At 60.2% G+C, this 13,521-nt stretch carries 11 protein-coding genes; 1 reads left to right on the top strand and 10 read right to left on the bottom strand.

What is annotated here, in order from left to right:
* Nucleotides 1-17: 17 nt before the first annotated feature.
* The 5 genes from L8H52_RS00895 to pmbA form a co-directional block, all read right to left on the bottom strand.
* Nucleotides 18-629 carry a superoxide dismutase gene (locus L8H52_RS00895; protein WP_122597935.1) on the bottom strand — a complete coding sequence of 204 codons (612 nt, stop codon included), beginning with the start codon at nt 627-629 and terminating at the stop codon, nt 18-20.
* A gap of 1 nt (nt 630) precedes the next feature.
* Entirely contained in the window at nt 631-1,071 is a 441-nt protein-coding gene (locus tag L8H52_RS00890) for a hypothetical protein (RefSeq protein WP_016984162.1), read from the bottom strand.
* 27 nt (nt 1,072-1,098) lie between these two features.
* Nucleotides 1,099-2,475, bottom strand: coding sequence for a class II fumarate hydratase (locus L8H52_RS00885; RefSeq protein WP_242205285.1), 1,377 nt, complete (start codon nt 2,473-2,475; stop codon nt 1,099-1,101).
* Nucleotides 2,456-2,863 carry a FagA protein gene (locus L8H52_RS00880; RefSeq protein ID WP_242205287.1) on the bottom strand — a complete coding sequence of 136 codons (408 nt, stop codon included), beginning with the start codon at nt 2,861-2,863 and terminating at the stop codon, nt 2,456-2,458. Before L8H52_RS00880 ends, L8H52_RS00885 begins: the two co-directional genes overlap by 20 nt.
* 249 nt (nt 2,864-3,112) lie before the next feature.
* Nucleotides 3,113-4,465: a metalloprotease PmbA gene (pmbA, locus tag L8H52_RS00875; protein WP_178087409.1), complete on the bottom strand. Its 1,353-nt coding sequence runs from the start codon at nt 4,463-4,465 to the stop codon at nt 3,113-3,115.
* Between the two features lie 102 nt (nt 4,466-4,567).
* On the opposite strand from pmbA, the gene yjgA reads away from it, so the two are divergent.
* Nucleotides 4,568-5,092, top strand: a complete 525-nt coding sequence (gene yjgA, locus L8H52_RS00870) for a ribosome biogenesis factor YjgA (RefSeq protein ID WP_007915377.1) — start codon at nt 4,568-4,570, stop codon at nt 5,090-5,092.
* A gap of 51 nt (nt 5,093-5,143) precedes the next feature.
* On the opposite strand, the gene tldD is transcribed toward yjgA, so the two are convergent.
* The 5 genes from tldD to L8H52_RS00845 all read right to left on the bottom strand — a co-directional run bounded on the left by tldD (nt 5,144) and on the right by L8H52_RS00845 (nt 13,504).
* Complete coding sequence (tldD, locus tag L8H52_RS00865) at nt 5,144-6,586, bottom strand: metalloprotease TldD (protein ID WP_034154473.1); 1,443 nt, start codon at nt 6,584-6,586, stop codon at nt 5,144-5,146.
* 4 nt (nt 6,587-6,590) lie between these two features.
* Nucleotides 6,591-7,451, bottom strand: a complete 861-nt coding sequence (locus L8H52_RS00860; RefSeq protein WP_242205289.1) for a carbon-nitrogen hydrolase family protein — start codon at nt 7,449-7,451, stop codon at nt 6,591-6,593.
* A gap of 58 nt (nt 7,452-7,509) precedes the next feature.
* Nucleotides 7,510-11,316, bottom strand: a complete 3,807-nt coding sequence (locus L8H52_RS00855; RefSeq protein WP_242205291.1) for a YhdP family protein — start codon at nt 11,314-11,316, stop codon at nt 7,510-7,512.
* A gap of 75 nt (nt 11,317-11,391) precedes the next feature.
* Nucleotides 11,392-12,849 (bottom strand): ribonuclease G, encoded by a 1,458-nt coding sequence (gene rng / locus L8H52_RS00850; protein WP_016984169.1) that lies wholly within the window; start codon nt 12,847-12,849, stop codon nt 11,392-11,394.
* A 58-nt stretch (nt 12,850-12,907) separates the two neighbouring features.
* Nucleotides 12,908-13,504, bottom strand: a complete 597-nt coding sequence (locus tag L8H52_RS00845; RefSeq protein WP_242205294.1) for a Maf family protein — start codon at nt 13,502-13,504, stop codon at nt 12,908-12,910.
* Between the last annotated feature and the right edge of the window lie 17 nt (nt 13,505-13,521).

Here is a 13,521-nt window from a genome sequence, read left to right as displayed (position 1 = left end):
TTGTTTTTATAGAAGACTTAAACCAGTGCGGCCTGATAGCGCGCAGCAACCTCAGGCCAATTGATCACGTTGTAGAACGCGTTGATGTATTCCGGACGACGGTTCTGATAGCGCAGGTAATAGGCGTGCTCCCAGACATCGAGACCGAGAATCGGCGTGTTGCCGTTCATCAACGGGCTGTCCTGGTTGCCGCTGCTTTCCACGATCAGTTTTTTCTCCGGGGTCACGCTGAGCCAGGCCCAGCCGCTGCCGAAGCGAGTCAGTGCGGCTTTAGTGAAGGCTTCCTTGAAACTGTCGAGACCGCCCAGTTGCTCATCGATGGCCTTGGCCAGCGCGCCGTCCGGCTTACCGCCACCACTCGGCACCATCACTTCCCAGAACAGCGAGTGGTTGGCGTGACCGCCGCCCTGATTGATTACCGCCGCGCGGAGTTTTTCCGGCAATTGCTGAACACTGGCGACGAGCTTTTCCACCGGCCACTCAGCGTATTCAGTGCCTTCTACGGCGGCGTTTAAGTTGTTGATGTAGGTCTGGTGATGCTTGGTGTAGTGAATCTCCATGGTCTGCGCATCGATATGCGGCTCGAGAGCGTCGTAGGCGTAAGGCAAGGCAGGCAAGGTAAAAGCCATTTCAATGGACTCCATGGTGGTGTGGGGCAGGCGCGCGGCGCGCATTGCCGGTATCCGGGTGCAGCAAACGCTGGGTGCGCGGGTATTCGCCGTGTTCGCTGATGAAATTCAGCAGCTCGACGTAGGTCTTGCTGCTCTGGCGCAGCGCCGCTTCACGCAATGCCAGACGCTGGCGTTCGTCCTGCATGGTCTGCAGCAGCCGCTGATGAATAGCGCAGAGGTATTCGGCGCTCTCCTCCGGCTGATTCAGGCGCAGGTGCAAGTCAGCCAGGTTGTGGTGGGAGATGACGCAGGCCGCCACCGCTTCGTCGGCATCCGCCCAGCGTTCGAACAACACTTGAGCCAGGGCCAGGGCTTGCAGATAAGCCTCACGGGCGTCGATCAATTCGCCCAGCATGAAGCAGCGATTGGCCCGTTCGATCGTGCGTTTCCAGTGCTCCATGGTGAGCCTCCAAAGCGGTTGCAGGGTTTACACGCCGCCGGCGGTGAGTTTCTCGGGATTGAGCAACTCTTCCAGTTGGCTGCGCGACAGGTCGGTGTGTTCCAGGGCGACGTCGATCACCGCGCGGCCTTCTTTGTAGGCCTGCTTGGCGATTTCCGCGGCTTTCTGGTAGCCGATGATCGGGTTGAGCGCGGTGACCAGAATCGGGTTGCGCGACAACGCTTCCTTCAGGCGCGACTCGTTGACCTTGAAGCTGGCGATGGCCTTGTCACCGAGCAGACGGCTGGAGTTGGCCAGCAATTCGATGCTGCTCAGCAGGTTCTGCGCGATGATCGGCAGCATCACGTTCAGTTCGAAGTTGCCCGACTGGCCGGCGATGGTGATCACCGAATCGTTGCCGATGACTTGCGCGGCAACCATGGCGGTGGCTTCGGGGATCACCGGATTGACCTTGCCCGGCATGATCGACGAGCCCGGTTGCAAGGCTTCCAGTTCTATTTCGCCAAGGCCGGCGAGCGGGCCGGAGTTCATCCAGCGCAGGTCGTTGGCGATTTTCATCAGCGACACTGCGGTGGCTTTAAGCTGGCCAGAGACGGCGACGGCGGTGTCTTGCGAGCCGATCAGCGCGAAAAGATCTTTGCCCGGGGTGAATTGCACATCGGTCAGTTGGCTGAGTTGGCGGCTGAAACGTGCGGCGAACTCAGGATGCGCGTTGATCCCGGTGCCGACGGCCGTGCCGCCCTGCGCCAAGGATTGCAGGCTTGGCAGCAAGTCTTGCAGGTGGCCGATGTTGGCCTTGAGCTGTTGCGCCCAGCCATTGAGCACTTGGCTCATGCGCACCGGCATCGCGTCCATCAAATGCGTACGGCCGGTTTTGACGTGGTGATGCACTTGCTCGGCTTTGCGCTCGATCACTTGCACCAGGTGCAGCAGCGCCGGCAGCAGTTGTTCGTGCAGGGCCAGCGCGGCGCTGACGTGAATGGTGGTCGGGATGATGTCGTTGCTGCTCTGGCCGCAGTTGACGTGATCGTTGGCGTTGACCGATTCGCCGAGCAGACGGCTGGCCAAAGTGGCAATCACTTCATTGGCGTTCATGTTGGAACTGGTGCCGGAACCGGTCTGGAAAATATCCACCGGAAAATGCTGCATGAAATCGCCTTTGAGCAAGCCTTGCGCGGCGTCGCTGATGGCTTTGCCCTGGGCGGCGCTGATCTGGTTGAGCTCGACGTTGGCGCGGGCGGCCGCAGACTTGGCGAGGATCAGCGCGCGGATGAATTGCGTCGGCATCGGCTTGCCGCTGATCGGGAAGTTATCCACTGCGCGCTGCGTTTGCGCGCCGTAGAGAGCGTCCACCGGCACCTGCAGTTCGCCCATGCTGTCGCGCTCAATACGTGTCTTGGTCATCTGAAAATCCTTGCACCAGTTCAATAAGAGGAATCGAGGGAAGCAATTCGCAAGTGGCGAGCTGCCAGGTGTAGCGTTGCCAGCGTTTTAGCCGGCAGTTGCACAGGGACAGGCGCTCCATTTCACGCAACGGACGCCAGGCTTGATCGAGGCAGATGCTGCGCCAGTGCCACGGCAAGGCGATGTCGGTGGCCGTGTCGAGCAGCAGACGGAAGGAGGTTTCAGCGATGGTCCAGGGAGAAGTCGCGGTGCAACAAGACAGATACCGGCCTTCGGCGAGGTAATGTTCGATCAGGCGCGGTTCGTCGGGATCCATCGCGCAACGGATCTGACGACTCATCCAGCGCCAGCTTTCGAGGTACGGCTGCTCGTGCAAGGCAGAACTCATGATCCGGGGCTCATCCGATAATGAGATTTATTATTAGATGATAATGAGAACCAAAACAAGAGCGCAGAGCGATGCAGATTTCAGGGTGGGAGCGAGCCTGCTCGCGAAGGCGTCGTATCAGTCACCACTGCGGTCGGCTGTTAAATCGCTTTCGCGAGCATGCTTGCTCCCACAGGGTTTTGTATGGAGCCAATAAAAAAGGCGCGCCACCCGATGGGGTGGCGCGCCTTTTTGGTGTGGCGGGTGAGCTTAGCTGCCGGCGACAGTCATCCGTTCGATCAACACCGAACCTGTGCGAATGTTGCTACGCAGTTCCAAGTCATTACCCACGGCAACGATCTGCTTGAACATGTCACGCATGTTGCCGGCGATGGTCACTTCCTGCACGGCGAACTGGATTTCGCCGTTTTCCACCCAGAAACCCGCCGCACCACGCGAGTAGTCGCCGGTAACCATGTTCAGGCCATGGCCCATCAACTCAGTGACCAACAAGCCACGACCCATACGCTTCAACAGCGCAGCCTGGTCTTCATCACCATGGGTGACGAACAGGTTATGCACGCCGCCGGCGTTCGCCGTGCTCGGCATACCGAGCTTGCGCCCGGAGTACGTGCCAAGGATGTACGAGACCAATTCGCCCTTTTCGACGAACGGTTTGGCGTACGTCGCCAGGCCATCACCGTCATAGGAGGCGCTGCCCATCGCGCGCATCAAGTGCGGGCGTTCATCAATCGTCAGCCATTCCGGGAACAGCTTCTGCCCCAAAGTGCCTTCAAGGAACGACGATTTGCGATACAGACTGCCGCCGGACACCGCCGAGAGGAAACTGCCAAACAAACCGCCCGCCAGCTCTGCGGAAAACAGTACCGGCACCTCGCAGGTCGGCACCGGACGCGCGCCGAGACGGCTTGCCGCCCGTTGCGCGGCACGCTGACCAATGCTCACCGGATCGGCCAGCAATTCGCCCTGACGGCTCACGTCGTACCAGTAATCGCGCTGCATCTGGCCATCGGCCTCGGCGATCATCACGCAGCTCAGGCTGTGCCGGGTCGATGCGTAGCCACCAATGAAACCGTGGCTGTTACCGTAAACCCGGCAGCCCTGATGGGTGCTGAGGGTCGTGCCGTCGGCGTTCTTGATCCGCGCATCGGCGTCGAACGCGGCTGCTTCACAGAGCAAGGCCTTCTCGATCGCTTGCTCCGGCGTGATGTCCCACTCGTGAAACAGGTCGAAATCGTGCTGTTCCTTGGCCATCAACGCCGCATCGGCCAGACCCGAGGCCTCGTCTTCTGAAGTGTGTTTAGCGATGGCCAGAGCCGCAGCGACGGTTTCGCGAATTGCATCCGGGCCGGTCGCCGAGGTGCTGGCCGAGCCTTTGCGCTGGCCCACATACAGAGTGATGCCGAAACCCTGATCGCGGTTGAACTCGACGGTTTCGACTTCACGCTGACGCACTGATGTCGACAGTCCCTGCTCCAGCGACACCGCTACTTCGCAGGCACTGGCGCCCTGACGCTTGGCTTCGGCGATGATCTGCTCGACTTGTTCCTGCAGTGCCGGCAATGCCTGCGGGCCGACGCTTTGAACTGCACTCATGCTCATCTCCACTCAAATTCTGCTTTCGGCTGGGGTCATCGAGCGACCGGGCCGGACAAGCGGCCCCCGACTGGTTATCATGGCGGCGTTTCTTTGCGGACTGCCACCATGGTTGATTCTTACGACGACTCCCTCGATACGGGAGAAAAAAGCAAATCTCAGGTCAAACGCGAGCTGCATGCTCTGGTTGACCTCGGCGAGCGCCTGACAACACTCAAGCCTGACTTGATCGCAAAACTGCCGCTGACCGACGCCATGCGCCGGGCTTTGGCCGATGCGCCCAAGCACACCGCGAACATCGCGCGTAAACGGCATTTGCAGTTCATCGGCAAACTGATGCGCGACCAGGACACGGACGCCATTCTCACGTTGCTCGATCAACTCGATGCCTCTACTCGTCAGTACAACGAGCGTTTCCACAATCTCGAACGCTGGCGTGATCGCCTGATCGCAGGCGACGATGCCGTGCTGGAGAAGTTCGTCGTCGAGTACCCGGACGCCGATCGCCAACAACTACGCTCCCTGATCCGTCAGGCTCAGCACGAGGTTGCGCAAAACAAACCTCCTGCTTCCAGCCGCAAGATCTTCAAGTACATCCGTGAGCTGGACGAGACTCAACGCGGTCTGCGTTGATATTCGCCACCGGGTGGTCGCCCTGCGCGCCACCCGAAGCTCCACCTCTTCTTATGCGCCCGTGCCACCCACGGTGATCGCATCGATTTTCAGCGTCGGCTGACCCACGCCTACCGGCACCGACTGCCCGTCCTTGCCGCACGTGCCTACACCGCTGTCCAGCGCCAGATCGTTACCGACCATCGACACCCGGCTCATTGCCTCAGGGCCGTTGCCGATCAACGTCGCACCTTTGACTGGCGCGGTGATCTTGCCGTCTTCGATCAGGTACGCCTCGCTGGTGGAGAACACGAACTTGCCGCTGGTGATATCGACCTGACCACCGCCAAGATTGGCGCAGTAGATGCCTTTTTTCACCGAAGCAATGATTTCCGCCGGATCGCTTTCGCCGCCGAGCATGTAGGTGTTGGTCATGCGAGGCATCGGCAGATGCGCGTAAGACTCGCGACGACCGTTACCGGTACGAGCCACCCCCATCAGACGCGCATTGAGCTTGTCCTGCATGTAGCCCTTGAGTACGCCGTTCTCGATCAGCGTGGTGCACTCGGTCGGGGTGCCCTCGTCGTCGACGCTCAGCGAACCGCGACGGCCGCTCAAGGTGCCGTCATCGACGATAGTGCAAAGTTTCGAGGCAACCATTTCACCCATGCGGCCGCTGTAGGCCGAACTGCCCTTGCGGTTGAAGTCGCCTTCGAGACCGTGGCCGACGGCTTCGTGCAACAGCACACCGGACCAGCCCGAACCCAACACCACCGGCAACGTACCGGCCGGTGCCGGAATCGCTTCCAGATTCACCAGCGCTTGTCGCAACGCTTCGCGGGCATAACCCATGGCGCGGTCTTCGGCGAGGAAATAACGGTAGTCGGTACGCCCGCCGCCGCCATGCCCGCCACGCTCGCGACGGCCATTCTGTTCGACGATCACACTGACGTTGAAACGCACCAGCGGGCGCACATCCGCCGCCAGGCCGCCGTCGGTGGACGCCACCAGAATCCGCTCCCAGACGCCAGCCATGCTGACGCTGACCTGCTGAATACGCGGGTCGAGCGCGCGGGTAGCCACATCGATACGCTTGAGCAGTTCAACCTTCTCGGCGCGGCTCAGCACTTCCAGCGGGTTGTCCGGCGCGTACAGTTGCGCGACATCCTGCGTGGTGAACGCCTGCACCGTGCCGTTCTGCCCGGCGCGGGAGATCGAACGCGCGGCTCGGGCTGCTGCGCCGAGGGCTTCGAGGGTGATCGCATTGCTGTAGGCGAAACCGGTTTTTTCACCGGACTGCGCACGTACGCCGACACCTTGGTCGAGATTGAAGCTGCCTTCCTTGACGATGCCGTCTTCCAGCGCCCACGACTCGGAGATCTGGCCCTGGAAATACAGATCGGCGGCATCAATGCCGGGACCGGCCAGATCGCCGAGCACGCCTTGCAGGCTCTCGATCGTCACGCCGCCGGGCGCCAACAGGTGATCACTGACTGAGGACAACAACTCGCTCATAGGTTTACGCCTTAAATTCGTGTTCTGAAGCAGGCCGCTGTGCGCCCTGCGAGAAAAACCGCCGATGACGGGTCACCGGCATTCGCGCCCTGATGGACGCTTGTTCAATACTGTCGCGTTCGGCCAACAACACCGCTTCGCCTTGATCCTGACTCGCCAGCACGCGGCCCCACGGGTCGATAATCGCCGCATGGCCGAAGGTTTCGCGCGGTCCCGGATGGGTCCCGCCTTGCGCGGCGGCCAGCACATAACACTGGGTCTCGATGGCCCGCGCGCGAATCAGCACATCCCAATGCGCTGCGCCGGTCACCGCAGTGAAGGCCGACGGTGCGGTGATCAACTCGGCACCGGCGGCACGCAATTCGCTATACAGCTCGGGAAAGCGCAGGTCATAACACACGGTCAGACCGAGCTTGCCCACCGGCGTGTCGGCAACCACCACACCACTGCCATAAGCATAGTCATCGGATTCGCGATAACGGCCGCGATTGTCCGCCACATCGACATCGAACAGATGCAACTTGTCATAGCGTGCAACGATTTCGCCATGCTCATCGACCAGCAGCGAGCAGGCATTGGCCTTGGCCGTCGGTTGATTGACTGGCGGCAACGGCAAAGTGCCGGCCACTATCCATAACTTGAGGTCGCGGGCGGTCTGTTTCAACCACGGCAGGATAGGTCCTTCGCCGAGCGCCTCGGCACGGCCGATGTCAGCAACGTCACGACGGCCCATGGCGGCGAAGTTTTCTGGCAACACTGCCAGCTTCGCGCCGCCGGCAGCAGCCTGTTCGAGCAGGCGTCGGGCCTGAGCCAGATTGGCCAGCACGTCGCTCTGGCTGACCATTTGAATCACCGCTAAAGACATGGCGAACTCCGCAAGAGGTATGCGGCCATGCTACTCCATCGGTTCAGGGGCTGGCTGTTCAAAAAGGTTTGTCGAAGGTGATTTTCGGCTCTTTCCATGGGCCTTTGACGGTGTATTTCACACTGGCAAAGCGCGCCACACGGTCACCGATCAGCTTATCGATCAGGAACAACGCACCGCCAACTGCCGGTGCGCCAACGATCAGCGCAGCGATCGGCAGGTTGTTGGTCACCGGCAAGGTCACCAGCAATTTGGCGTCGACCTTGTCGCCGACCAGATCCAGCGTGCCATCCAGTTCCAGGTTGCTCGAAGGACCGGTCAGGCGAATCGGCTCGCGAGTCACATACACGCCGTTGTTTGCCACCAGCAGGCCTTTGACCCGGTCGTAGCTCAAGCCTTTGCCGAACAGATCGGAGAAGTCCAGACGCAAACGCCGGCCGATGGAGTTGAAGTTGAGCAGACCAAACACCCGCAATGCCTGTGCGCCACCTTCCACCTCAACAAACTGGCCTTTGTTCAGCGACGCATCAAGGGTGCCAGAGAAACGCTTGGTTGCCAGCCAGGCCGGCGAGCCCGGCCAACGGCCATCGACGTCCATGTGAAACTCTTCACTGGTCACGCTCGGAGCAAAGCCCCAGCCCTTGAGGACATCAGCGAGGTTCTTGCCGCCAATCCGGCCTTTGAACCAACTGTTGGTCGCACCCGGCGAGCCTTCCCAGCCGCCATTACCCTGCAAAAGGATGCCTTTGAGGCCCATGTCCAGGTTGTTCAGGGCGATGCCTTTGGCGGTCGGGCGCACCTTCAGCGACCAGCCGCCAACCAGATCCGGGCCGAGAAACAGTTGATTGATGGTGATATCCAGCGCCGGAATTTTCGTTGGATCGACCGAAACCAACGGATCCGGCGAATTCTCGTCAGCTTGAACCGTCGGGTCCGGCGCTGGCAGTTTCACGTACTGCAAATTCACCGCAATCGGCACGCCCTTGGCGTCCGGCAGACTCGCCGAGCCTTTCGCCTGTTGACTGTCGAGGGACAGATTCCACGTACCCGGCTTGCGATTGACCTGCACCGACGCCTGATCCAGCGTAGTCCCGAATGCCGTGAGTTTGCCGACCTTGAAATCAGCACTGTTGAGCAATTGCTTGGCGCTGCCGCCCGGATCCTGTCCGGCGTATTTGTTGACCAGGTCCTGCCACGGCGCGACGTCCAGCTCCGAGAGCACACCGTGAATCCGCAAGCCTTTGGCGCCCGGCAGCACCGCTTCGCCGGCTCCAAGGAACAACTCGCCACGGCCGTCGGCAAAATTGCTCGGCGGCGCGGCAAAGGTGAAATTGGCCAGTTGATCGTAATTGACCCAGTAACGCCGCTCCTGCCCCTGCAGGGTCATGCGAAACACCGTGTCGCGACCGACATCAGCCGCCATGCCGAATGGCGCCGGCAGATCCACCGCCACGCCTTTCATGCTGGAACTGACCATCAACTGGCTGTCGGCGCCGTCCAGATTCAACTGCATCTGGTAAGGAATGGTTCCGGAAACCGGCAATGGTTGCGTCACGCCCAGCCAGTCGGTGAGTTTCTTCACTTCGACCTGACCGGATGCCGCAACCCGCGTCTTCAGTTTGCCGGGGCTGCCATCAGCGAAGATTTGCGCAGTCACGGGCTTGTCGAAGGCACGCGCCGCGATGTTCTGCCCGCTGAGTCCTTTGGCGCTATCAAAGCGGAAATCGCCTTTGAGCTGAGTCAGCTCCAGCTTCGGCTCAGCCAGTTTCAGGCGCGCGTTGGCCGTTTTGAAGTCGACGAGGATTTTCGGCTGGTCGCCGCCCTTGTCCAGCGGGATATCTAGCTTGAGCTTGCCTTGCAGATCGCCCGCGCCTTCCCAACCAGCAAAAGTTTCACCGGTGCCGATCGGTGCATCCTGGAGAATTTTCAGGCCATCGCCGAGGCCGCCGGCAAAGCCGCCATCGAGATACATGTGCGTGTGTTGCCCGGCCGGTACGTGGGGAATATTGACGAAGACATCGCTGACCTGGGTGTCGAGCAACTGGCCCTTGTCGGCCCAGATCCGCACACCGCTGTCTTCGATGAACACGTCACCACTGACCTTGCTCACGTGCGGCCAGCCCGGCTGGAAGGCCAGTTCGGCATCGTGCACTTTGAAGAACAGACTGATGCTGCGGTCGGCCTCCCCGGCGTTCTTGTTCAGCGAGCCCTGATACTGGAAGAAACCCTGATCCACTGCGCCTTTGAGGATCGCGGTACGCAGCCACTCATCGAGCGCCGGACTGAGGACTTCGGGCAGGTATTTGGCGGTGTAGCGACCGTCGCCCTCGACCAGACCGACCCGCAGGTCCATGTAGTCTTCCTGGCTATGGTCGAAATGCAGACGAATCAGGAAATCACCGGCAATCTTGCCCTCTTCGCCGAGCACCTTCAGGTACGGGGCGATCAGGGTGAAGCCGTCTTTATCGAGTTTCCAGGTCAGGCGGGCGTTGGCCTGAATGTACTGCCATGGCTTGGCGAAAATCGGGTCGAGGTGCAGGACAAAATCCTTGCTGTCCATGCGCAACTCGCCACCGTCGAGGTTGCCGCTGAGACTGCCGCTGACGTTTCGAGCCGCCGGCGCACCGTGGTAGGCGTCAAAACCGACATTGTCCAGATTGGTCGCGAAGCTGAATTTGTTGCCATCGGTGGCGTTGGGGCGAAAATCCAGCAGCACGTTGCGCAGACCACCGGTGACTTTCAAATGATCAACGGCCGTGGCGAACCCTTGTGGTAACGGCCCCAAGGCATTGAGCAGTGGAGTGATCGGGGTCAGATCGAGACGATCCGCCTGCAAGTGCCAGAGCTCGTCCACCTTGTCGGTCGCGCGCGTCTGCTTCAGCTGCACGTGCGACTCCCAGCGGTTTTCGCCGAAATTCATCGCCAGTGAATCGAGGGTAACAGTCGCGCCCTCATCACTGTTCTCGTAGTAGGCGTTAAGCGCCAGATTATTGATCTGGATCGACTTGCGATCGGCATACGCGCCGGTCAGTTGCGGCGCATTCAAACGAAGCGCCGCACTTTGCAGTGTGCCCTTGGCCCAGTTGACCCAGAGTTCACCACCGGCCTTGATCTCGGAAAAATTCCATTGCTGGGTAAGGCGTTCCGGCAGCCACTTCGACCAGTCGCTTTGTGGCAGGCTGGCATAGCCATCGATCACACTGTCCTGCCATTGCTCAGGGCGAATTCGCGTGCGCAGGCTCAGCGCAACAGGCTGGCCATCCGGCAAGGTCAAACGGGCATCGAGCCGCTGCCGGCTGGCGCCGGTTTTCAGATTGAGGCCGACATAGGTGAGCGTCAGCGGCGCGTGATCCTGCGGCTGCAAGGTCACCTGACTGTCGAGCACCGACAGTTGCTGAATCATCTGCGAGCGATTGAACAATTGCTGCGGATCGAGCGGCTGATCGTTTTGCACCGGCAAACCTTCCAGTGCCCAACTGCCATCTTCTGCCTCTTTAAGGCTGATTTTCAGACCGTTGAGTTCAAGGTGGGCGATACGCACTTCGCGAGCCAACAGACTGGCCCAGAGATCCGGTACGGCGCGCACGCGGTCCAGACGCAAGGCATTGGCGCCGTCGCCGACCATCACATCATGGGCCAGCAGGATCGGCGCAAAACCGCTCCAGTTGCCTTCCAGTTCGCCGATCTGCAACGGCATGCCGAGGGCCGCGCTGGCCTTGTCTTCTATATCGGCTCGATATTCAGCCACCAGCGGCGTCAGTTCGCGGCCGAGACTGACGTACAACGCCATCAACACCAGAACCAACGCGCACAGGCCCAGCCCCCAACGGGTGAGTGCGGCCAGAATGCGTGTCAGACGCTCCATGTCAGATGGCTCCCATGGCAAAAATACTGCGAAAAGCTGAGGCCAGCCGCGGTGGAATAAAAGTGACGCAGGGGATCAGAGCAACACCACGTCATATTGTTCCTGGGAATACATGGTTTCCACTTGGAAGCGTATGGTGCGACCGATAAACCCTTCAAGCTCGGCGACGTTACCGGATTCTTCATCCAGCAAACGATCGACCACTTTCTGATTCGCCAACACCCGGTAACCCTCGGCCTGATAGGCGCGGGCTTCACGCAGGATCTCGCGGAAGATCTCATAACAGATGGTTTCCGGGGTTTTCAGCTTGCCGCGCCCCTGGCAACTGCTGCACGGTTCGCACAGCACTTGTTCGAGACTTTCGCGGGTGCGCTTGCGGGTCATCTGCACCAGGCCCAACTCGGTGATGCCGATGATGTTGGTCTTGGCGTGATCGCGTTCCAGTTGTTTTTCCAAAGTGCGCAGCACTTGGCGCTGGTGCTCTTCATCTTCCATGTCGATGAAGTCGATGATGATGATCCCGCCCAGATTGCGCAGGCGCATTTGCCGGGCAATCGCGGTAGCCGCTTCGAGATTGGTCTTGAAGATGGTTTCTTCAAGGTTGCGATGGCCGACGAACGCACCGGTGTTTACATCGATGGTGGTCATGGCTTCCGCCGGATCCACCACCAGATAGCCACCGGATTTCAGCGGCACCTTGCGTTCAAGGGCTTTCTGGATTTCGTCTTCGACGCCGTACAGGTCGAAAATCGGTCGCTCACCTGGGTAGTGTTCCAGACGATCGGCGATTTCCGGCATCAGTTCGGCGACGAATTGCGTGGTTTTCTGGAAGGTTTCCCGCGAGTCGATACGGATCTTTTCGATTTTCGGGTTGACCAGGTCACGCAACGTACGCAACGCCAGACCGAGGTCTTCGTAAATCACACTCGGCGCGCCGATGGTTTTGATCTGCTCGTTGATCTGATCCCACAGGCGTCGCAGGTAGCGGATGTCCATGAGGATTTCATCGGCGCCAGCGCCTTCGGCGGCGGTGCGCAAAATGAAACCGCCGGCCTCCTTGATCCCTTCCTTGGCCACACAATCGCTGACCACCTGCTTGAGGCGTTCGCGTTCGGCTTCGTCTTCGATTTTCAGCGAAATGCCGACGTGGGCAGTACGCGGCATATAGACCAGATAGCGCGACGGAATCGACAACTGCGTAGTCAGGCGCGCGCCTTTGGAACCGATCGGATCCTTGGTGACTTGCACCACCAGGCTTTGGCCTTCGTGCACCAGCGCACTGATGCTTTCCACCGCTGGGCCTTCGCGCAGGGAGATTTCGGCGGCGTGAATGAACGCCGCGCGATCCAGGCCGATGTCGACGAAGGCCGCCTGCATTCCCGGCAGCACCCGGACAATCTTGCCTTTATAGATGTTGCCGACGATCCCGCGCTTTTGCGTGCGCTCAACATGGACTTCTTGCAGCACACCGTTTTCGACCACCGCCACGCGCGACTCCATCGGCGTGATGTTGATCAGAATCTCTTCACTCATGGCAGGATCTCGTTCAGGCATGTTCACGATAATGGCCGCATCTGGTTTCGTACGACGCTTATTGCGCGTTCAGGTTTTGCCAACAGGGTATGCCGAAATGGCCCAACAGTTCTGCGGTTTCGCAAACGGGCAGCCCGACGACTGCCGAGTAACTGCCATTGAGCCCGGCGACAAACACCGCCCCGAGCCCCTGAATGCCATAGCCGCCGGCCTTGTCATGCGGTTCACCGCTGGCCCAATAGGCGGCAGCTTCATCGCCGGTGATCGGCCGGAACCGCACCAGACTGCGCACCACCCGTGACTCGCAACGATCGCCTTCGAGCACGGCGATGGCGGTCAGCACTTCATGCTCCTTGCCGGACAACATCATCAGCATGGCGCATGCATCGGCTTCGTCCACCGGTTTGCCAAGAATTTTGCCGTCCAGCACCACGGCGGTGTCGGCACCCAGCACGCAGAATGGCTGAGCAGACACGACGCTACGGCGCCCGGCCTCGGCCTTGCCGCGCGCCAGCCGTTCGACATAGGCCGACGGTGATTCTTCGGGTAATGGGGTTTCGTCGATATCCGCACTGATGGCGGAGAATGGAACGCCGATCTGCGTGAGCAATTCACGGCGACGCGGCGATCCGGAGGCGAGGTAAAGCGGCTTCATCAAAACATCTCCCTGTT

It is taken from the genome of Pseudomonas sp. CROZ-RG-20F-R04-15 (assembly GCF_022662375.1).
Classification (GTDB): domain Bacteria; phylum Pseudomonadota; class Gammaproteobacteria; order Pseudomonadales; family Pseudomonadaceae; genus Aquipseudomonas.
The sequence above is the reverse complement of the archived record's forward strand: the minus strand, read 5'-3'. Positions and strand labels throughout refer to the sequence as shown.

Bases quoted from the DNA above. Each gene is read 5' to 3' on its own strand.
- L8H52_RS00885 (WP_242205285.1), bottom strand. From the start codon at position 2,475: ATGACCAAGACACGTATTGAGCGCGACAGCATGGGCGAACTGCAGGTG.
- L8H52_RS00880 (WP_242205287.1), bottom strand. From the start codon at position 2,863: ATGAGTTCTGCCTTGCACGAGCAGCCGTACCTCGAAAGCTGGCGCTGG.
- pmbA (WP_178087409.1), bottom strand. From the start codon at position 4,465: ATGAGCATGAGTGCAGTTCAAAGCGTCGGCCCGCAGGCATTGCCGGCA.
- L8H52_RS00855 (WP_242205291.1), bottom strand. From the start codon at position 11,316: ATGGAGCGTCTGACACGCATTCTGGCCGCACTCACCCGTTGGGGGCTG.
- yjgA (WP_007915377.1), top strand. From the start codon at position 4,568: ATGGTTGATTCTTACGACGACTCCCTCGATACGGGAGAAAAAAGCAAA.
- L8H52_RS00890 (WP_016984162.1), bottom strand. From the start codon at position 1,071: ATGGAGCACTGGAAACGCACGATCGAACGGGCCAATCGCTGCTTCATG.
- L8H52_RS00845 (WP_242205294.1), bottom strand. From the start codon at position 13,504: ATGAAGCCGCTTTACCTCGCCTCCGGATCGCCGCGTCGCCGTGAATTG.
- rng (WP_016984169.1), bottom strand. From the start codon at position 12,849: ATGAGTGAAGAGATTCTGATCAACATCACGCCGATGGAGTCGCGCGTG.
- L8H52_RS00895 (WP_122597935.1), bottom strand. From the start codon at position 629: ATGGCTTTTACCTTGCCTGCCTTGCCTTACGCCTACGACGCTCTCGAG.
- L8H52_RS00860 (WP_242205289.1), bottom strand. From the start codon at position 7,451: ATGTCTTTAGCGGTGATTCAAATGGTCAGCCAGAGCGACGTGCTGGCC.
- tldD (WP_034154473.1), bottom strand. From the start codon at position 6,586: ATGAGCGAGTTGTTGTCCTCAGTCAGTGATCACCTGTTGGCGCCCGGC.